The organism is Elusimicrobiota bacterium, from assembly GCA_026388095.1.
Taxonomy (GTDB): Bacteria; Elusimicrobiota; Elusimicrobia; order UBA1565; family UBA9628; genus UBA9628.
Genome location: JAPLKL010000045.1, coordinates 60848 through 81154, shown reverse-complemented (window position 1 = coordinate 81154; position 20307 = coordinate 60848). Strand labels below are relative to the sequence as shown.

Below are 20307 nucleotides of genomic sequence, written 5' to 3'. Positions count from 1 at the left end.
TACAAAAAGGAGGCCGTCAATGAGAACAGTGTCGATGTGTCTGGCAGCCCTTCTATCCGCGGGGGCAGCGTCGGCCCAGCAGCCCCAGCCGCAGGATCAGACGGCGATCCAGCAGGTCCCGGCCGCGCCCAAGTCCGAGAAGTCCAACCTCAGGAGCGGGCCCTGCAAACCTGACGTCGAACGGTTCTGCAAAGACGCGGAGCAGGGCCTGATCGGCGAGTGCCTCAAGAAGCACGAAGCCGCGCTCTCCGACGCCTGCCAGGCGGGCATCCAGGAGCACGCCCAGAAGAATGTCACGGCCGCCCGGGAGCAGGCCAAGGATGCCTGCAAGGCTGACGCGGCTCGATTCTGCAAGGGCGTGGAGAAGAGCAAGGTGGGCGATTGCCTCCAGAAGCACAACGACGAGCTTTTCGTCGACTGCAGGGCCTCGCGCAAGAAGATGCGCAGGATGCGCGATAAGCACGAAGAAAAGACGGAAGCGCAGAAGCCCGTTCGGAAATAGATCCCTGGCTGCTGGGGGATCTCAAGCTCCAGCGGCCGAGCACGCTCGACGCGCGGGCCGGCTATTTCTTTCCGGCGGGCGGAGTGTCGTCCGCGTCGAGGTCCAGGACGGTGACCGCGCCCGGATCCTTATCCACGGAGTCGAACGCCGCCGGCGGCGCCGCAGGGACCGCCGGCTGAGCCGCCGGAGCCGGCTTGGACACCGCCGCAGATCCCAGCAGCTCCTTGATGGCCGCCTCCAGCTTGGCGAAATCCACGGGCTTGTTGAGGAAGCGCACGTTGGGAGCGGGCGGCACCTGCATCTGGACCTCGGCGAGGCTGGCCGCGGTCAGGAAGATCACCGGCACCATGGCGCCCTCGGCCCGTCCGCGGATGCGGTCCAGAACGTCTCCCCCCGTGCCCGCCGGCATGTTGTAGTCGAGGATGACCAGCCGCGGCTTGCCCTGCGCGAACATGGATATGGCGCTGTAGCCGTCGCCGGCGATGAGCACATTGTAGCCCACCCCCTCCAGGTAATCCTTCAGGAGCTGGAGGACGATGGGCTCGTCATCGACGGCCAGTATTGTGACAGGCATATACCAGATTGTATTGCGCCGGGGTCCGGAAGTCAACAAAAATCTTCAGAAGCTAAAACATCGGCCGGCCGTCAGCGCCTCCGGACTGAGAAATTCCGCACAACACTCTCGCGAGGTTGTTATAATAATTGATACTCGTCGGCTATTATGCCCCCGCCTGACCTCGCCGCCCCTCCCGTGGATACCCCAGCGACCCTTGCTGCGGACCGCCAACTCGAGATCTCCGGCCACTCCATGCGCTTCCTGCTGCGCAACGGCGACCGCATCCGAGTCCGCCGCGTCCCCCCCGCGGACCTCCGCCTCGGCGACATCGTCGTTTTCATGAAAGACCGCGAAGTCGTGGCGCACCGCCTCGTCTGGACGACCACACAAACCTCCGGGATCCTCCTCAGGACCAAAGGCGACGGCCAAACCTCCTGGGACCCCCCAGTTCCCGCCTCCGGCATCGTCGGCCGCGTCGAAGCCTACCAACGCGGGACCCTCCCCTGGGTGCTCCTGCGCCAAGGCCCACGACGCTACTGGAACCACACCATCGCCCTATTCTCGACCGCCCTCTTCATCATCCCCGGCTGCCCCTGGCTCGTAGACCAACTCATCAAACGCCTCTCTCCCCTCTACGACGCGGCCCACACCCTCTACCGCAAGACCCGCGACCTGACTCTGCGCGCCCTCGCCTACATCCGCGACCGCTTCTTCCAGGTCTGCGCCTGGCTCCGCGACCGCATCATCGAAGCCGCCCGCTGGCTGCGCGACCGCTTTCTCCAAGCCTGCGCCTGGCTCCGCGACCGCGTCATCGAAGCCGCCCTCTGGCTGCGCGACCGCTTTCTCCAGGCCTGCGCCTGGACCCGCGACCGCATCGTAGAAACTTCCCTCTGGCTGCGCGACCGCTTTCTTCAGACCTACGCCTGGACCCGGGACCGCGTCTGCGACGCCGCCCTCTGGCTGCGCGACCGCTTTCTGAAGGCTAGCGCCTGGCTCCGCGACCGCATAGTCGAGCTCTGGCCCCCCATCCGAGACGCCGCGGTGCGGCAGGCGCGCCGGCTCTTAGCCGCCCTCTACCAAGCCAGCCTCCCCCTACTGCACAGACGCGGCCTCCCCCTGCGCGACGCCATCCGGCGCCTGTGGCTGGACCTCGGCGGAGACCCCGTCCCCTCCCAGCCCGCCAGCGGACTCCTCTGGGAAGGCGAAGTCGAGCTCAGCCAAACGGTGGTCGTCCCGGCCGGCTCCCGCCTGTGCATCCGTCCCGGCACGAGGATCCATGTCAGCGCCGCTCCCGGCCCGGTCCTGGACCGCCTGGCATTCCAGCGCCGCATGACCGTGCCCCCCTCCGGCCTCTGCGCGCTCGTAGTCCACGGCACCTTGGAGATATTGGGCGAGCCCGGCCGCGAAGTCGTCTTCTCAGGAGCGGCCTGGGGCGGCATACTCCTGCTTGGACAAGCCCGGGCCGACATCCGGCACGCGCGCTTCGATGCGGCCGCGGACTACTCCATCCTGGGAGCGGACTTCTGCCGGGCAGAACTGCACGCCTGCGAATTCCGCGGCGGCCTGGGCGGCACGGCCTGGGCTGGAGCTTCGGCCGCGCGCCTGAGCGACTGCCGCTTCTCCGAGGCGGGCAAGGCCGCGGTCTGGCTGCAGGACGACGCCAAAGCCCGATTGCGCGGCTGCCGGTTCTTCAAGAGCCGCTGCGCAGTCCTCGTGGAAGGCTGCGCCATGGCCGCGGACCTCAAAGGCAACTATCGCGATTGCTCCGACTCGGCCGCCGCCGCCCTGGGACACTCCGCTTTGCTGGCCCGCGCGAGCGTTTGGGAGCAGAACGCCGGCCTCTTCGCCTCCGGAGCCGCCCGGTTGCGCCTGCGCGACTGCCGGTTCGCGCGCAACGCCGTGGGCTTGCAGACCTTGCAGAGAGCGCAGGCCCGGCTTGCCGGCGTGTGCGGCGAAGGCAACGGCATCGGCATCTGGGTCCAGAACGACTCATCCTTGCAAGCGCGCGGCGGGACCTGGCAGGACAACCGGGAAGCCCTGCACTGCAGCCACCAGTCCAGCGCGCGGCTGCGCGGCGTGTCGTTCATGCGCCAGAGCAAGACCGCCATCCTGGCCGAGGAGGACTCCCGCGTGGAACTGCGGGACTGCGTGTTCTCGGACAATGAGAACGCCATCCTGGCTTTGCAAAGACCGCGCCTGGCCGCCTCCGGCTGCCGATTCTCCCGCTGCCGGGACACGGCCGTGTGGCTGGACCACCGCTGTGACGCGCGCCTCTCAGACAACGCCTTCGAATCCAACGGCAAGGACTCGCACTGCGAGCGCAATCCCACATACGACGCGCCGGGGGCCCGGGCATGAAGCCGCACGTCTTCCTCATGACGCCTTGCCCGCCCTATCCCCTCGACGGCGGCTGCAAGCGCGTGCACACCCTCTGCCGCCTCCTGCGGGACCGGTTCCGCTTCTCCTTGGCCACCTTTTTGCCCAAGGACGCGGCCTTGGACGCGCGCCACATAGCGGAGGAGCTCCACCGCGAGCACCTCTACCTCAGGCCGGTCTTCGAGAAGATCCACTGGCTGCCCCGGCCCGAGGGGTTCGCGGCGCGGCGCTTCGAAGGCGTGCCCTTGCCCGAGGACGTGGCCCGCTTCTTCTGCCCCGAGACCGCCGAGCAGGTCGAGGAGCTCGTAGAGCAAGAGCGCCCCGACCTGGTGCACGCCGAGTTCGACCTCACGGCCCTCTACGCGCGGCGCCTGGCGGGCATGCCCAAGATCTGGACCCAGCACGACGCCGGGTCCATCGCCTTCTTCGGCTCCTATTTCCGGGAGATGCACGGCTGGCGCAAGTTCCTGCAAGTGGGCGAGTGGCGCCGCCGGGTCGCCTTCGTGCGCCAGGCCGGGACCTGGTTCGACCGGGTCGTGGTCATGACCGAGACGGATCGGACCCGCCTCTCGCGCGTCATCCCGGCCGCCAAGATCCGGGCCATCTCCACCGGAGTCGAGACCGCGCACTTCGCCCCCGGCCAGGGGACTCGGGACGAGACCGCGCCCAGCATCGTCTACGTCGGACATTACCCCCACTACCCCAACGAGGACGCGGTGGTCTTCTTCTGCCGAAAAGTCTGGCCCGCCATCCATAAGGCGCGGCCCGACGCCCGCTTCTTCGCCGTGGGCTCCAGCCCCACTCCCGCCGTGCGCCGGCTGGAGAGCGACCTGCCCGGCATCACGGTCACGGGCACGGTGGACGACGTGAAGCCCTATCTGCAGCGCGCCACGGTCTTCGTGGCGCCCATCCGCCTGGGCGAGGGCATCAAGGGCAAGATTCTCGAGGCCTTGGCCATGGGCCTGCCCGTGGTCGCCACCACGCGCTCCTTGCGCGGCCTGCAGCTGACGCCCGGCCGCGAAGTGCTCGCGGCCGACACCGCGGCCGAGTTCGCGGCCCAGTGTCTGCGCCTGCTGGGTTCGCCGGCCCTGCGCGAGGAGCTCGGGCAGCGCGGCCTGGAGCTGGTGCGCGGCCGCTACGAGTGGTCGAAGCTCGCGCCGCGGGTCGGGGACCTCTACGACGAAGTGCTGGCGCGCGCGCCCATGGAGACGTCCTATGTCCTATAGGATCCTGGTCTTGGTCCCGGGCTGGCTCAACGAGCCCGCCCCGCAGGAGGGCCGCTGGACCTCGCAGCTTCTGCGCGAGCTGGGCTCCCGCTGGGGCGCGGCCGCGGCGCTGGACCCCGGCGGACCGGGACTGAGCCGCGGCGGGCTCAGCTTCGCGCCTCGGGCGCAGAGGGATTTCTTCGAGCAGGTGAAGGAAGCCCTCTTCGACGTCCAGGTGGACGTGGTCCTCGCCGTGGGCGAGGCGGCGAGCATAGACAACCTGCACAAGGTCGCCGGCTGGTCGCCTTCCACGCCGCGCGTCAGCCTCCTGCGCCTGGAGAACTTCGCCGCCTCCTGGCGAGAGCAGCTCACCGGAGCCTGCGAGCTCTCGGACCTGGTCCTGCTCGCCGCCCCCTGGCCGCGCGCTTGCGGCCGGGCTCCGGAGGACGCCGTGCCGGTGGGAAGCGCCGCGGACGTCTGCGCCGAGCTGGGCCGGCGCTTCTTGGCCGAGCGGGCCGCCGCGGCCGTGCCCCGCGCCTGCCGCGACGGGGTCAGCATCCTGGTCCGGGGCCGGGAGAACGGCCTGCGCCGGCACTTGGGCCGCCTGCCCTTCCCATGCGAGGTCGCGCCTGTGCGGCCGGGCCGCGGCGAGGTGGCGGCATGGAACGCGGCCCTGCGGCGCGCGCGGTATCGCTGCGTCCTGTCTTTGGACGGCGCGGCTTTGCCCGGACCGGGCCTCTGCCGCATGCGCGAATACCTTCGCGGCGAGGCGCCCCTGGCGGCCGTAGGCGCGGTGCGCGGCGGCGCCCCCCGCTCCGGCTCCTTGGCTTTGCTCTCCGCGGCCCATGGCCTAGCCGGCCGCGGGCACCGCGAGTGCGCGCCTTACCTCGACGCCTTCTGTTGGATGCTGGACCGCGGCGCGCCCGCGCTGGCGGGCCTGCTCGACGACCGGTTCTTGGGCCTCGACAGCGCGGTGCTGGATTACTGCCTGCGCATGCGTCAGCTCGGGCTGCGCCTGCTCTCGGCCACGGACGTCCTGGCCTTCCCCATGGGCCGGCAGCGGCAGTCCGACGCGGACCTCGCCGCCGACCTCGGTCTCCTGCACCAGAAGTGGTGCATGGAGACCACCAAGGCCCTGGAGCTCCTTTGCCGCAAGGAGCCGGCATGAGGCTCGACGGGGCCGACACCACGGGCTGGACGCAGCGCCTGCTGCTGGACATGGTCCGGCGCGGGACCCAGCGCCTGGAACAAATGGGGACGCCGGACTCCCCCATCCGCGAACTGCACCTGGAGCTGACCCGGCGCTGCGACATGCGCTGCGTCATGTGCCACCACTGGCGCCTGCTCCGCGCCGACCCCGCGGCGACGCGCCGCGAGCTGGGCCTTGCGGAGCTCTCCCGCATCCTGGACGGCGCGCGGTCCTTGGCCGAAGTCGAGACCGTGGTCCTGACCGGCGGCGAGCCCTGCCTGCGGCCGGACCTGCCCGAGCTCGCCGCGCTGCTGCGCCGCCGCTTCCCGAAGGCCTCCTTGGGCATCCTCTCCCACCTGGGCGACCCCGACTTGCTGCGCCGCAGGCTGGGCGAGCTGCGCGCGGCCGGCGCGGGCAAGCTCTGGCTGGGCTCGTCCTTGGACGGCCTGGGCCGCACGCACGATCTGGTGCGCGGCCGCAAGGGAGCCTTCGCGGGCCTGGTGGCCAGCGCGGACATGCTCCAGCAAGAGTTCCCGGAGGTCTCCTTCAGCTTCAACTTCACCCTCACGCCCCGCAACTTCCAAGAGCTCTGGCCCGCCTATCAGTACGTGACGCAGCGCGGCCTATGGTTCGGCGCCCAGATGGTGGTCAACCACCAGGGCGTAGACGTCGCCCCCTCCTTCCGCTGGAAGCCCGAACAGCTCAAGGAAGTGCTCCGCCAGATCGACCTGGTCATTGGAGATATCTGCCTGCGCGAGAACGCCTTGCCCCGCTTGCTGCAGGGGCGCGAGGCCGAGACGCCCGGGCTCTGGAGCCGTCTGTTGTACTGGCACTACCTCAAGGAGTACATCCGCAAGCCGCGCCGCTTCTTCGCGGACTGCCTGGCCGGCCGACGCTACGCCATGCTGGGGCCCGAAGGCGACCTCTTTTTCTGCCCGGTCAACAAGCACCGCGTCGTGGGCAATGTCCGGCAGACGGCCTTCGACGAAGTCTGGAAGTCGCCCCGAGCCGAGGAGGAAAGGCGGCGCGTGTCCCGCGGCGGCTGCCACTGCTGGCTGCTCTGCACCGCCAATCCGGCGCTGGACCGGATCGTGGCTTTGGCCTGCACCAAAGAGGAGAAGAAATCCGCCAAAGTCGCCTTGGTCCAGTGCCCGGGCTGGGGCCGGGAATGCCCGCCCTTCGCCTCGGCCGCTTTGGCCGCCTACGTGCGGCAGAGCGGCCACCAGGCCGCCTGCTTCGACCTGAACAACGAGCTCTACCATGCCGCGGCCTCGGACCGGCCGGCCTGGGACGACAAGGACCGCTACTCCTTCTGGGAGAACCCGGCTTTGGTGGGCCGCCTGCTGGAGTCCAACTCCGCCGCGGTGGATGCCTTCGTGGCGCGCGTGCTGGCCAGCGGGGCGCGGGTGGTGGGCTTCACCACGCACCAGAGCTCCTTGCTGGCAAGCCTGGAGGTCGCGGGCCGCATCAAGCGCGCGGCCCCGGAGGTGATGGTGGTCTTCGGCGGCCCGCGCTGCGCCCGCGAGCAGAGGGGCCAGGACCTGGCCAAGGACCCGCGCGTTGACGCCGTGTGCACGGGCGAAGGCGAAGAGACCTTGCGCGCGCTCCTCGACCTGCTGGCGGAGGGCCAGCCCCTGCAAGCTTTGCCGGGGCTGGTGCTGCGCGGCCCCCAAGGCCCCGAAGACGGCGGGGACCGTCCCGCCATCAAGGATCTGGACGGGCTGCCCTTCCCCGACTATTCCGATTTCGCCGAAGACATGCGCTCGGGCCGCTACCGAAACCCCCAGCGCCTGGAGATCATGGACAGCCGCGGCTGCGCGCGCTCCTGCCATTTCTGCAGCGAGTGGCAGTTCTGGAAAAGCTTCCGCTCCATGAGCGGGGACCGGATCTTCGCCGAAGTCCGCGCCCAGATGCGCCTGCACCCGCAGGTGAGCCATTTCTACTTCATCGGCTCGTTGCTCAACGGGAGCCTCAAGGCCTTGGAGCGCTTCTGCGACCTGGTCATAGCCGAGCGCCTGGCCGTGACCTGGGAGGGACAGGCCATCGTGGTACCGGGCATGGACGAGCGCCTGCTGGCCAAGATGGCGAAGGCAGGCTGCCGCTGGCTGGGCTTCGGCATCGAATCCGGCTCCCAGCGGGTGCGAGACGGAATGAACAAGCGCTTCACCAACGCGCAGGCCCTGCGCACCTTGCGCGCCGCGCACCAGGTCGGCATCAAGGCCCAGATCAACATCATGTTCGGCATCCCGGGCGAGAGCCGGCAGGACTTCCAGCAGACCCTGCGCTTGCTCAAGCGCGTCCGGCCCTTCATCGACTCGGTGCTGGCCAGCCAGTCCTTCTGCGTTTTGGACAAGAACACCCGGCTCTTCAATCATCCCAAGGAGTTCGGCATCACCGGCGAGGAGCACCATCTCTTCTGGAAGGCGGACCGCGGCCACAACGATTACCCGGAGCGCTTCCGGCGCTACGAAGAGTTCTGCCAGTCGGCCCTGTCTATGGGTCTGCCCGAGACCTCGGGCGTGCTGAGGCGCAAGCCTGACAAGTGGCTGCTGCTGGGCTCCTACTACGAGCATGAGGGCGATAGGCCCCGCGCGCTCCTCTGCTACCGCCGCTCCTGGCGCCGCGAGTCCGCGGACGAAAGCCTGCGCCAGGCTTTGCTCCGCTGCTATGAGAAGGCCGGCAGGCCCCCGAAGGGGCCGGCGTTTCCTCCACCTCCTCCTCCGAAGTACTCGCCCCGCCAGATGAACGTGGCGCTCAATCGCCAGGAAGCAGCCGCGCGCCAAGAGCGCCTGCTCTCCACTCCGGAGCTGGTGACTTTGGGCACGCACCAAGTGTGCAACGCGCGCTGCATCTTCTGCCCGGAAGGCGCGTACCCGCGCTTCACCTTGGAGACCTACCGGGATTTCTTCGAAGCCCGGATGGGGGCGTTCCTGAGCGGCGCCAAGAAGGTGACCTTCACCGGCTTCGGCGAGGTCCTGCTCATGCCCAAGGCCGAGGCCTTCCTCGACCACATCAACCGCTCCTTGCCCGACACCGAGAAGATCCTGACCACCAACGGCACGCCCCTGCGGCCCGCGATCGTAGAGCGCCTGCTGGAGGGCCGCTACTCGGTGCAGGTCTCCTTGCACAGCTCCCGCGCGGACCTGCATCAAGAGCTCACCGGTCTCAAGGGCCGCTTCAACGCGATCCTGGCCAATCTGCGCCGGCTGGCCCGTGAGCGCGACAGCCGAGACGCGGGCAGCCGCCTGCACCTAGAGCTGGTGAGCGTGCTCAACAGCCGCAACATCGCGGACCTTCCTGATCTCGTTCGCCTGGCCTGGGACCTGGGCGCGCAGAGCGTGCGCGGCCTGCACGTGGAGGTGTTCACTCCGGAGCACCTGCCGCTCTCCTGCTTTTTCCACCAGGAAGAGACCAACGAGTCTTTGCGCCGCGCGGCCGCGGTGGCCGAAGGCCTGCGCGCGAGCAATCCCTCACGGCCCTTCAACCTTGAGTTGCCGCCCCTTTTCGGCAGCGCCCCACCCAACGCGTCGGCTTGCCCTGAGCCCTGGCAGCACATATATGTCGAGCTGCAAGGCTCGGTCTTGCCCTGCTGCCGCTGGGGCAGCCATATCGCAAACCTAAAGCGCGAGGACCCGGCCTCAGTCTGGAACTCGGCCTTCTACCGCGGCCTGCGCCGCGGCATGGCGCAGGGCAAACCGCATCCGTGGTGCCGCCGCTGCGTGCGCTACGCCGGCTACAACGTCGACGACCTGGCCTGCCATGTCACCAACCGGCCCGAAGCCAGGGCTCGGATACTCGCCGCGGCCAAGAAGCTGCCGCTGGCTCAAGCGGTGCCGGCCGTGAGGAAATCCGTCCGGCCGGCACCGGCGGAACTTCCGCTACCGCCGGTGGAGGCCTGATGGACTGGCACGGGGTGTTGGACACCGATGCCGAGTGGTCGGGAGAGGTTTCGGTGGACGGGGACGTTTTGGTCCCGGCCGGAAAGACTCTGCGCCTGACCGCAGGCAGCACCGTGAACTTCGCCGCCAAGCCCGCTTGGTCCTGCGCGGTGTTCCGCAGCGCGCCGGAGGGCTGGCCCATCGAAGCCACCCGCCGCGAACTCTGCGACCTCGTGGTGCAGGGCCGGCTGGAGATCCTGGGCACCGAGGCCGCGCCCGTGTCTTTGGGCCGGCCCGAAGAGTCCTGGGGCGGGATCTCACTTTTGGGCCAGGGTCGAGGCCTGCTCAAGCACGCGCGTCTCCAAGGCGCGCGTGAGACTTCGCTGCAGGTCTTCGACGAGGCCCGGCTCGAATGCGAGCACTGCGTATTGCAGGGCAGCGAGAAAGGGCTCTGGACCTGGGGCTTTTCGCGCGTTCGGTTCTCCGGCGGCGAGTTCGCGGCCGGCCGCTGGGGCGCCATCTGCTGCGACGCCTCCCAGGTGCGCCTGGAGAGAGTCCTCTTCCGCGGCGGGGAGCAGGGCTGCTCCGCCTCGGGCTGGTCCATGGTCGACCTGGTCGGCTGCAAGTTCGAGGGCCAGACGGACTCCACGGTCTACGCCTTGGACCACGGCTGGATGAGGCTTGAAGACTGCGTCTTGCCCACGCCGCCTTTGCGGCGCGACCAGGCCCGCATCGATGCGTCCGTCGAGCGGGGAGCTATGGTATGATGCCTCCCAAGGGACGGCGACTTTGCGGATTGAAAATGCATATGGCATATACACTTTTTAACAGACTACCTCCAGCGCTGGCGGCAACCGCCACAAAAAGTGATATTTTTACAGCAGAAATCAGTTTGGAGGTCGCCGTCTTTACAGCATGACACCCTTGGATACTGGAAGCGCCATTTTGAAGGAAGCTCCCGCAGCGGCGCCGTTGCCGCGGCAAGAGAAGCCCAACCGCGCGCGCGACCTGTTGGCCAAGCTCTGCCCGCACGCGGACTGGGCCGTGGTGGAAACGCTCTGGGAGCGCAAGCTCTATCGCAAGCTGGCCAACTACCTTTGGGTGGAGTTCCTGCTCGCTCGCGGCAGCACGCGGCTCTGGGGCGGCCGGCCGTATTGGCTGACCTTGGACCCATCGAACCTCTGCCAGCTGCACTGCCCCTTCTGCCCGACCGGAGCCAACCGCGGGGTGCGCGACAAGGCCGTCATGCCCTGGGAGCGCTTCGAGGAGGTCATGGCCGCGCTCGGGCCCTGCCTCATCCACATGGACATCATGAACTGGGGCGAGTCCTTGCTCAACAAGCGCCTGCCGGACATGATCGCCCTGGCCAAGCGCCACGACATAGAGGTCAAGCTCGACGCCAATTTCAACGACGTCTCCGAGGATGCCATCGCAGCGCTCATCCTCTCCGGCTTGGACGTGCTGAGCCTCTCCGTAGACGGGCTCTCGCCGGAGACTTACGGCCGCTACCGGGCCGGCGGGGACTTCGAGAAGGTCCTGCGCAACCTGCGCTGCCTGGTCCAGAAGCGCGCCGAGCTCAAGCGCAAGAACCCCTGGATCATCTGGCAGTTCCTGGTCTTCCGGCACAACGAGCACGAGGCCGGCCGCGTGGAGGAGTTCGCGCGCGGCTGCGGCGCGGACCAGGCGAGCCTGGTCGCGCCCTACCTGCCCAACGAGCGGGGCTATCTCTGGGAGTGGATGTCGCGCGACGCGCGCTATCAGCTCTATCCCTTGCCCGCCGAGGCGCCTCCGGAAGAGGAGCTGGACCGGGCGCGCCGCAACGCCCATGTGAAGCCCGGCGCTCCGGCGGTCGTGCTCCATGTCCAGCGCTTCCAGCCCCGGCAGCTGCGCCGTGCCTCCTATCTGCTCGACCTCCTGCGCCGCAGCCCCCAGGACCTCGGCTTCGCGCTCGGGCGGGCGGCGCGCATCCTGGCCCTGCCTGCCGACGTCGGCGCGGCCCCGGCGCCGGACGCCGCGCCAGGCTCCCGCCGCCTGTGCAAGTGGCCTTGGGCGGGACTCGCCATCAACCCCAACGGCTCCGTGTCTCCCTGCTGCAGCGTGGAAGACCAATCGGACGATTTCGGCGCGTTCACGCGCAGGGGCTGGAGCTCTCTGTGGAACGGCTCCCGCTACCGCGCGGCTCGGCGCCACGTGCGCCGCTTCGCCGGCGGCAGGGCCGAGGTGCAGAGCGGCTCGGACCACGTCTGCGAGCGCTGCCGCTCCATCGGCAATGCCGACTTCAAGTTCCCCCCCCACGGGAGCTACGGCCGCGGCCCGGCTCGGCCGGCTCAGGAGAGGCCATGAAGCTCGCCTTGATCCAGCCGCCGGTCTGGGGCATCACGGACCCGCCTCTGGGCCTGGCCCAGCTCGCGGGCTGCTGCCGCGCGGCCGGCTGCGAGACCTCGGTCTTCGACCTCAACATCCTGCTCTGGAAGGAGCGCCTTCAGAAGTACGAGAGCCTCTGGCTCTGGGAGCAGTTCCAGTTCTGGAACCAGCCCGGCTTCGTGGCCGCCTTCTTCAAGGAAAACGAGGCATCGGTGGGCCGGCACATCGAGGCCATTCTCAAGACTGATGCGACGGTCATCGGCATCTCCGTGGCCAGCGGCTCGCACTTGGCGGCCCTGGAGCTGGCGCGGCGACTCAAGGCCGCCGACCCCAAGCGCAAGCTCATCCTCGGCGGCCCCTATTTCTACTTCGGCGACAAGATCGCCGAGACGATAGCCGAGCCCTGCGTGGACATGGTGGTGCGCGGCGCCGCCGACGTGCTCCTCCCCGAGGTCCTCAAGCGCTTCGACCGCACGGGCGAGCTGGGGCCGGCCCCGGGCGCCTGGGTCAAGCGCGAAGGCACGCCGGTCTCGGGCGGCGAGCCCGAGCCGGTGCGCGACCTCGACTCCGTGCCGTTCGCGGATTTCTCGGGCTTCCCCATGGAGCTCTACGGCGACCCGGAGCGCATCCCCATCGCGGCCAGCCGGGGCTGCGTCTGGCAGTGCCGCTTCTGCAGCGCGCACGCCTTCTGGCCGGGCTACGCGCGCATGGGCGGAGACCGCATCTTCGCCGAGGTCATGCACCACAAGCGGACGTTCCCGGAGCGCTGCCACGTCGAGTTCTACGACATCACGGCCAACGGCGACGTGAAGGCCTTACACCGCTTCAGCCAGCTGGTCATCAAGGCGGTCGCGGAGGACCGGCAGAAGAACTTCATCGGCTGGAAGATCAACGCGGTCCTGCGGCCGGAGATGACGCCGGAGGTCCTCAAGGACCTGCGCGCGGCCAACTGCCACGACATCATCTACGGCGTGGAAAGCGGCTCCGCGCGCGTGCTCAAGGCGATGAACAAGAATTATTCTCCAGAAACGGCCGAGCGGGTGCTCAAGGACACGCACGACGCGGGCATCGTCACCGTGGGCAACTTCATGTTCGGCTTCCCGGGCGAGACGGAAGAGGACTTCCAGATGACTTTGGATTTCCTGCGCCGGAACCGGCCCTCGCTGGACCGGGTCTACGCGAGCGCGACATTCACGAGCCTGGAGGCGCACAGCTACCTGCTCGAGCACCAAGCCGAACTGGGCGTGCGCGAGCTTCCGCCCGGCCAGGTGCACAACCTGTACTGGGAGTCCCAGGACGGCAGCAACACCTACCCGGTGCGCCTGGAACGCTACAAGAGATTCCGCTCCTTGGCCATCGCCCTGGGCCTCGACGCCTACAAGGGCGTGCAGGGCGCCTTGGAGCAGGACCACCTGTCGAACCTAGCCCAATACCATCATTTCAAGGGCCAGCCTCTCTCCGCCTTGGAGGACTACTCCGGCTACCTGGAGCTGGACCTCTACCACGAGCCGACTTTGGAGCATCTGCGCCGCTACCTTCCGCACCTGGAGAACCTGCGCCTCGCGGCCCGGGCTTTGGCCAAGGCGGATCGGGCCGCGGCCGGGCGGACCCATGCGGCGCCGGCACAGGCCTGGGAGGCCGTGCAACGCCGCATGGACGCGGGTCAGACCTGGGACGAGTTCCTGGCCGGCGCGCCGCAGCCGCTGGAGCGCTTCCTCTTCCGGGCCGCGGTCTTCCTGCACGCCATGTCCGGCGAGAGCACCCGCGTCGAGTGGGGCTCCGGCCGTTTCGAGCTGTTCTGGGCCCGCGAACGGGTCTCGGACCTGAAGGCTTTGCAGATCCTGGCCGAGCGCCTGCGCGCGGCCGTGCGGCTGGCCAAAGCCGAGACCGAACGCGGCGAGTCGGCGGCGCCGGCTCCGGTGTGCGCGAGATGAACATGGGGACCACCGCCATATCTCCGAAGAGAGGCCGCCGGAGGCTCTGGATCGAGCAGGTCCAGAAAGAGAACGTGGGCTTGAACCAGAAGGAGTTCGAGGATGGCCGGGTCATCCTGGCCAGCACGCCCCAGACCGTGTTCCTGCAGATCCACGCGCCCTGCAACGCGGACTGCGTGTTCTGCTCCAAGGGCTTCGGCCAGGACCTCTTCCGCCTCGACGAGTGGCTGGCCCGCTTCGGCCGGAGCCTGACGCCGGTGCTGCAGCGCGCGGCCAAGCTCATCCTGACCGGCTCCGGCGAGGTGCTGGGCCTGCGGGAAGCGCCGGCCATCCTGCGGCATTTCAACGGCGAGTTCCCGCACGTGGACAAGTACATCGCCACCAACGCCTCGCACCTGACGCCGCAGATGTGCGAGCTCATCACCGGTTCGGAGAGCCGCTACACCCTGCAGCTGTCTCTGCACGCTCCGGACAAGAGCACCCACGAGCTGGTGATGCGCTATCGCGCCTACGACCGCGTGGTGGAGAACATCGAGCGGCTCATGGAGATGCGCCGGGCCTCAGGCCGGGTCCAGGTCCACTTCATGTTCGTCATGACCAGCCTCAACGCGGAGAGGCTCCCGGATTTCGTGCGCTGGGCCAAGACGATGGGCGCTGACAAGGTGCTGGCCGGCTACTTCTACATCTACGAGGCGGAGCAGAAGCCGCTCTCCCTCTATTTCAAGCAGGAACTGGCCAACCGGGTCATCGACGAGGCCCGGCGGGTGGCCGGGGAGCTCGGCATGCCCATCGAGCTGCCCCACAAGTTCGGCCAGAAGGACGAGGCCCGGCCCCCAGCGCGCTGCAGCGAGCCTTGGCACCAGGTCATGATCAGCCCGGACGGCAGCATCCTGCCCTGCGACCTCTACGGCTCGTTCCGCGAGTCCCTGGCGGAGAAGAGCTTCGCTGAGATATGGAACGGCGCCACCTACCGGGCCATACGCCGGGAGCTGCGCGCCGGCGGCGGCTGCCTCCAGGACTGCCAGCGGCACAACCCGGTCGCGGTGGATGAATGGTCCGCGCACGTGATCCATCGGAACAAAGACGAGGCCCAGGTCCTGCGCGAGCCATGAACCCCGAGATCCGCATCACCTGGAACATGCACTGGCGGTGCAACTACCGCTGCGCGTACTGCTTCTTCGCGGGCCGCTGGGAGGAGTACGGCCGCCGCTTCATAGCGAAGTCCACGGCCGAGTGGCTGGCCTGCTGGCGCCGCATCCTGGACCGATATGGCCGCGCCGCCGTCAACATCACCGGCGGCGAGCCCTTCGTCTTCCCCGATTTCGTCGCTCTGGTCTGCGGTCTCTCCCAGCTCCATTGGCCCGTCAACATCTCCACCAACGCCTCCATCCTCTTAGACGAGTTCATCGCGGCCGCCGACCCGAAGAAGGTCTCGGTCTCGGTCAGTTTCCACCCCGAGTACCACCAGATCGCGCTCTTCCTCGAACGCCTCAAGAAACTGCGCGCCGCGGGCTTCGCCGGCTGCAACAACTTCGTGGCCTTTCCCCCCCATCTCCAGGACCTCCCCAGCCTAGTGGCCCGGTTCCAGGAGATCGGTGAGAGCCTCAAGGTCATTCCCTTCATCGGTAGTTGCCAAGGCCTGACCTATCCGGCCGCCTACACCGCGGAGCAGAAGGAGCTCCTGGGCATGAGCGAGGACTGGGTGGATAACAAGCGCCGCAAAGGACGCCCTTGTCCGGCCGGCCACCGCTCCGCTTTGCTCCTGCCCGACGGCAATGTGGCCCGCTGCGGCCAGATCGGCGACCGCCACATCATCGGGAATATCTTCGCCCCCGGTTTCGACCTGCTCCCGCAGCCCGCGCCTTGCGACGTGGAGCTCTGCCCCTGCGACGAATGGAAGGTCATCCCGGACGAGAAATCCCCCAAGAGCGCCGGAGCCTGGCTGCCATGAACGCCGAATCCCAAGGCCTCAACATGAACTCCCGCCTGCCCCGGCGGCGCGTGGTCTTCGCCTGGGACATGCACTACGCCTGCAACTACCGCTGCCCCTACTGCTTCTACACCGTGGCCGGCTGGGAGGAACTCTCCAAAAAGTGCGTGTACAAGACCGCGGCCGAGTGGGGCGAGGTCTGGGGCCGCATCGCCGCCAGGTACGGCCGCTGCCAGCTGCGCATCACGGCCGGAGAGCCCTTCGCCTACCCGGACTTCGTGAACGTCGTGGCGGCGGTGACGGAGCATCATGACGCGCAGATCACCACCAACGGCTCTTTGCCCAAGCCCATCGCCGATTTCGCCTCCCGCATCGACCCCGCCCGCGCCGAGCTCGACTGCACCTTCCACCCCCTGGTCAGCGACTACCGTCTGTTCGCCGACAACATCCTCCTGCTGAGGGCCAAGGGCTTCGTGGCCAACGTCTGCTACCTCGCCTGGCCCGGGCAGACCGCCCAGATGCTGGAGCTCAAGCGGCGCTTCGCCGCGGATGACATCCACATGAACCTCGCCATCTTCTGGGGGCAGTACCAAGGCAAGCAGTACCCCCACGCCTACACGGCCGAGGAGAAGGCCTGGATCAAGAGCGTCATCGGCCACGACACCGGCCCGGAGACCGTGGGCCTGGAGCCCATCGCCGTCAACGGCAAGCTCTGCCGCGCGGGCCACACCTACGCCGATATCCAGGCCGACGGCCGGGTCTACCGCTGCGGGCAGCTGGGGCGCGAAGGCCAGTCCATCGGGAGCATCCTCGACCCGGCCTTCGAGCTCCAGGCCGCGGCCCAGCCCTGCACCACCGATTACTGCCGCTGCAAGGAGTACCAGTCCGCCTGGGACCCGGAAGAGGCCAGCGCGCTGGACCACAAGGGCGTGGTGCGATGAGCCCGCTCTACCCGCGCCGAGCCCCCCCCTACAAGGTCCACTGGAACTGGGAGATCTCTTTGGCCTGCAACTACCGCTGCTCCTACTGCGGCGCGCACAAAGAGGACGCGCCCAGCCTCGTCCTCGAGCTCCCGGAGTGGCGGCGTATATGGACCGGAATCTTCGACAAGTACGGCTGCTGCCAGGTGCGCTTCGCCGGAGGCGAGCCCACGCTCTATCCCGGGTTCCCCGCGCTGGTGAGCATGCTCCTGGAGCGGCACACGGTGGACATCACCACCAACCTCAGCTTCGACGTGGACGAGTGGATAGCCAAGGTCCCGGCCCAGGGCATCGCCATCTCCGGGAGCTTCCACCCCGAATCCATGAAGGCCGAGGAGTTCCTGCGCCGCCTATTGTCCTTGCGCGAGCACGGCAACCGCCTGGTCTCGGCCTGCATGGTGGGCTATCCCCCGCACCTGCGCCAACTGGAAAGCGCGCGTCTTTTGTTCGAGCGCCAGGGCGTCCTCTTCAAGATCATCCCCTTCAGCGGCGAATACCAGGGCCGCCGTTATCCGCAAGCCTACACGGCCGAGGAGAAAGCCTTGCTCCAGGCGCAGATCGCGGACAGCCGGGACTCCTTGGGCAAGGCCATCAACCGGCAGTGGCAGGACTTCGCCCAGGCCCCGGACTGCGACAAGGACCGCAAGGACCTCAAAGGCCGGCTCTGCCACATGGGCGAGCTCTACGCCAAGATCCTGCCCGACGGCACGGTGCTGCGCTGCTGCCATCCCGACGTGACCGTGCTGGGCCGCATCACGGACCCGGACCTCAGGCTCTACGACGGGCCCCAGCCCTGCACCGCCGCGGTCTGCGCCTGCTGGAAGGCCATGGTCGCAGGCCGATACGAAGACCAGGTGGACCGGCTCTGGCAGTCGCCGGAGCATCCCAGGCGCGCCGCCGCGCCATGAAGACCCGCGCCCGCCCGGTCTTCTTCATACTCGTGCCCTTGGCCGCCGCCGCGGCGGGGCTCTGGCTCGCCTTGCTGACCGGAGAGGCCTATTGCCGGCTCCGGGGTCTCTGCGCCCTGCAGTCCTTCCGCTCTCCGGATTACCCCAGCAACAGCCTGTTCATCCCCTCCGATTTCCTGCCCTTCGACCTCGCCCCGAACCTCCCCGGCTTCACCAATTCTCTCGGCATGCGGGACAAGGAACGCGTCATAAAGAAGGCGCCGGGGGTCTTCCGCATCATCACCTTGGGAGACTCCATCACCATGTACGGCCATTACACGGACTTCCTCGAGGACATACTCGCCCACCGCCTGGGCCTCAAGGCCGAGGTCTGGAACTGCTCCATCGGCGGGCACGGCATAGCGGACTACTATCACAATCTCGAGCGCCGGGTCATCCACTACCACCCGGACATGATCCTGATCGGCTTCTGCCTCAATGACCTCCAGCTCACGCCCGTCATCTTCCGGGGCGTGGACGGCAAGATGCACTGCTACCGTCCCATGCGCCTGCTCAAAGGCCATCTCGACAACTGGCTCTACTGCCGCTCCAGCCTCTACCGGCTGTTCCTGACCGGCCTGGAGGCGCGGCGCCAGCGGAAGGCGGAGCTCTACCCGGATGAAGTCGGCCGATTCTACCTTCATGCGATACAGGAGCTCTGCCGCAAGCACAAGCTCCCCCTGCTGACCATGATCTTCCCGTACTTCCGCTTCCATTCGGAAGAAGTCCCCGAGTACCAGACCTTGAAGCGGGTCGTGGCGGGATCAGGCGCGGACTGCATCGACCTGCATGAGGTCTTCCCACGGGCCGAGCGCCTGCGCTACCTGCCGCCCAAGGCGGCGGACGACATCCACCCCAACGACGCCGCGCACCGGATCGTGGCCGAAGTCCTGGCCCGGCATCTGCTCAAGAGCGGCCTGCTGCCGGCCCCGGACCCCGGGCCTACCGCGGCGGGAACGCCTTCAAGATGACGTCCGCGATGTCCGCCGCCAGCAGGCGGTAGCCTTTCTCTGTGCAGTGCCCGAAATCGCCGCCGAAGAAATCGATGAAGTAGTCGCCCAGCGGCGCGGCGCGCAGGGCGCGCTCGAAGGGAGCCTCGTTGTCCACGAAGATGATCCCGGACGGGTCGTCGAATAGGTTCCGCAGCTCCGCCACGCTGCGCCGCGGGTACTGGATGCAGACCAGCCGCGCGCCGCTCGCGCTGACGAGCTGCAGGATCCGACGATAGTTATCCCGCGTCATGGCCACGAAGCGGCGCTCGCGCAGAGCGTTGGCCTTGGCCCGGGCCTGGCGCGCGAGCTTCGTCTGGCCCAGGAGCCCGTAGCAGGTGGCCAGCCCCCCGAGGGCGAGGGGGTCGTTGGGATCCGCCTCGGCCGCGCGCAGGTAGGCCTGCGCGGCGTCGGCCTGCCGCCCCATATGCAGGTAATGGCCGCCCAGGAGCACGAGCAAGCCGCTGTTCCTGGGGTCGACTGCCACGGCTTTTTCAAACCAGGCGGTAGCGTCCAGGGACCGGCCCCTGAGCAGAGAGATCATGCCCAGCTCCCGGTAAGGGCTGCTCTGCCGGGGCTCCAGACGCATGGCCCGCCGGAATGCGTCCTCGGCGGCCTGGAACTGACCGTGCTCCCGGCAGTGCCACCCCAGACGCCGCAGCGCGAAATACAGCAGACCCGGCGGAGCCCGGCGCACCGCCCGCTCGAAAAGCTTCCGGGGCCGGTCGCTCTCCCCCAGAACCGCGTAGCAATCCCCCAAGCCGATGAGGAGCTCCGGCTCCTCCGGAAAACGCCGCAGGGCCCGGGAAAAAGCCGCCGCCGCATCAGCGACCTTCCCCTGATCGAGCAAAGTACGGCCGGCCTTGACCGAAGCCGTCCGGGCTTCGGCCTCGGGCGAGGAACGGCGCTGGGGGGGGCCATAGATCCGCGGGGCAAGCGCCGCCGCCCGTCCGGGCCAGCGCTGAGCCGCGAGGTAGCGCAGGAAACCCGCCAGGCGCAGGATCCTCAAGGAAGAGCCGCCGGAGGCCGGCACCCCTCCGTAGAGCAGGACCTCTCCCACATCGTTGGCGCCCATCATGGCCAGCACCATGTCGGGCCGGTACTTGGCCAGATGCTCCGGCAAGGTCGCCAAAGCCTGGCGCGAGGTCGTCGCGAGGCGGCCCTCGTCTATGACCGCGAAGCGGCGGCCCGCGCCCCGCGCGTTGAGGATCTCCTCGAGATAGCGCGGGTAGGTTCCGGCGGTCATGGAGTCCCCCACGCAGAGGATGCGATAGGCGCCCGGATGCCTCAGCGTCACGCGGTTGCGCCGCTCCTGCAGGAACAGGAAGCCCAGGCCCACGAACCGCAGCCCGAGCTCGAGCAGGACCGCGGCGCAGAGCACTCCCAGCGCCAAGCTGAAAAGCCTGGACTTCAGTCCGGAGCGAGGCTGAGGGGAGATTGGCATGGGTTGACGCGCC

Annotated in this window: 15 protein-coding genes; 13 read left to right on the top strand and 2 right to left on the bottom strand. The window is 68.3% G+C overall.

Annotated features, from left to right (window positions below):
* Window positions 1–19 precede the first annotated feature (19 nt).
* Window positions 20–502, top strand: a complete 483-nt coding sequence (locus NTY77_11695) for a hypothetical protein (protein ID MCX5796150.1) — start codon at window positions 20–22, stop codon at window positions 500–502.
* A gap of 61 nt (window positions 503–563) precedes the next feature.
* Here NTY77_11695 and NTY77_11690 read toward each other — a convergent pair whose 3' ends face one another.
* Window positions 564–1076: a response regulator gene (locus tag NTY77_11690; GenBank protein ID MCX5796149.1), complete on the bottom strand. Its 513-nt coding sequence runs from the start codon at window positions 1074–1076 to the stop codon at window positions 564–566.
* Between the two features lie 147 nt (window positions 1077–1223).
* On the opposite strand from NTY77_11690, the gene NTY77_11685 reads away from it, so the two are divergent.
* From NTY77_11685 to NTY77_11630, 12 genes are all read left to right on the top strand, one after another.
* Window positions 1224–3416: a right-handed parallel beta-helix repeat-containing protein gene (locus NTY77_11685; protein MCX5796148.1), complete on the top strand. Its 2193-nt coding sequence runs from the start codon at window positions 1224–1226 to the stop codon at window positions 3414–3416.
* On the top strand, window positions 3413–4660 hold the full coding sequence (locus NTY77_11680) for a glycosyltransferase family 4 protein (GenBank protein MCX5796147.1): 1248 nt from the start codon (window positions 3413–3415) through the stop codon (window positions 4658–4660). The genes NTY77_11685 and NTY77_11680 overlap by 4 nt, the downstream gene beginning before the upstream one ends.
* Window positions 4650–5807, top strand: a complete 1158-nt coding sequence (locus NTY77_11675) for a hypothetical protein (GenBank protein ID MCX5796146.1) — start codon at window positions 4650–4652, stop codon at window positions 5805–5807. The genes NTY77_11680 and NTY77_11675 overlap by 11 nt, the downstream gene beginning before the upstream one ends.
* On the top strand, window positions 5804–9727 hold the full coding sequence (locus tag NTY77_11670) for a radical SAM protein (GenBank protein MCX5796145.1): 3924 nt from the start codon (window positions 5804–5806) through the stop codon (window positions 9725–9727). Before NTY77_11675 ends, NTY77_11670 begins: the two co-directional genes overlap by 4 nt.
* Window positions 9727–10473: a hypothetical protein gene (locus NTY77_11665; GenBank protein ID MCX5796144.1), complete on the top strand. Its 747-nt coding sequence runs from the start codon at window positions 9727–9729 to the stop codon at window positions 10471–10473. The genes NTY77_11670 and NTY77_11665 overlap by 1 nt, the downstream gene beginning before the upstream one ends.
* A 178-nt stretch (window positions 10474–10651) precedes the next feature.
* Window positions 10652–12049 carry a radical SAM protein gene (locus NTY77_11660; protein ID MCX5796143.1) on the top strand — a complete coding sequence of 466 codons (1398 nt, stop codon included), beginning with the start codon at window positions 10652–10654 and terminating at the stop codon, window positions 12047–12049.
* Window positions 12046–14004: a radical SAM protein gene (locus tag NTY77_11655; protein ID MCX5796142.1), complete on the top strand. Its 1959-nt coding sequence runs from the start codon at window positions 12046–12048 to the stop codon at window positions 14002–14004. Before NTY77_11660 ends, NTY77_11655 begins: the two co-directional genes overlap by 4 nt.
* A gap of 2 nt (window positions 14005–14006) precedes the next feature.
* A complete protein-coding gene (locus tag NTY77_11650) occupies window positions 14007–15116 on the top strand; it encodes a radical SAM protein (protein MCX5796141.1) in 1110 nt (369 codons plus the stop codon).
* Window positions 15113–15955: a radical SAM protein gene (locus tag NTY77_11645; GenBank protein MCX5796140.1), complete on the top strand. Its 843-nt coding sequence runs from the start codon at window positions 15113–15115 to the stop codon at window positions 15953–15955. Before NTY77_11650 ends, NTY77_11645 begins: the two co-directional genes overlap by 4 nt.
* A complete protein-coding gene (locus tag NTY77_11640; protein MCX5796139.1) occupies window positions 15952–16875 on the top strand; it encodes a hypothetical protein in 924 nt (307 codons plus the stop codon). The genes NTY77_11645 and NTY77_11640 overlap by 4 nt, the downstream gene beginning before the upstream one ends.
* Window positions 16872–17822, top strand: a complete 951-nt coding sequence (locus NTY77_11635; GenBank protein MCX5796138.1) for a radical SAM protein — start codon at window positions 16872–16874, stop codon at window positions 17820–17822. Before NTY77_11640 ends, NTY77_11635 begins: the two co-directional genes overlap by 4 nt.
* Window positions 17819–18832: an SGNH/GDSL hydrolase family protein gene (locus NTY77_11630; GenBank protein MCX5796137.1), complete on the top strand. Its 1014-nt coding sequence runs from the start codon at window positions 17819–17821 to the stop codon at window positions 18830–18832. The genes NTY77_11635 and NTY77_11630 overlap by 4 nt, the downstream gene beginning before the upstream one ends.
* Here NTY77_11630 and NTY77_11625 read toward each other — a convergent pair.
* Window positions 18804–20294 carry a tetratricopeptide repeat protein gene (locus tag NTY77_11625; GenBank protein ID MCX5796136.1) on the bottom strand — a complete coding sequence of 497 codons (1491 nt, stop codon included), beginning with the start codon at window positions 20292–20294 and terminating at the stop codon, window positions 18804–18806. The genes NTY77_11630 and NTY77_11625 overlap by 29 nt on opposite strands.
* Between the last annotated feature and the right edge of the window lie 13 nt (window positions 20295–20307).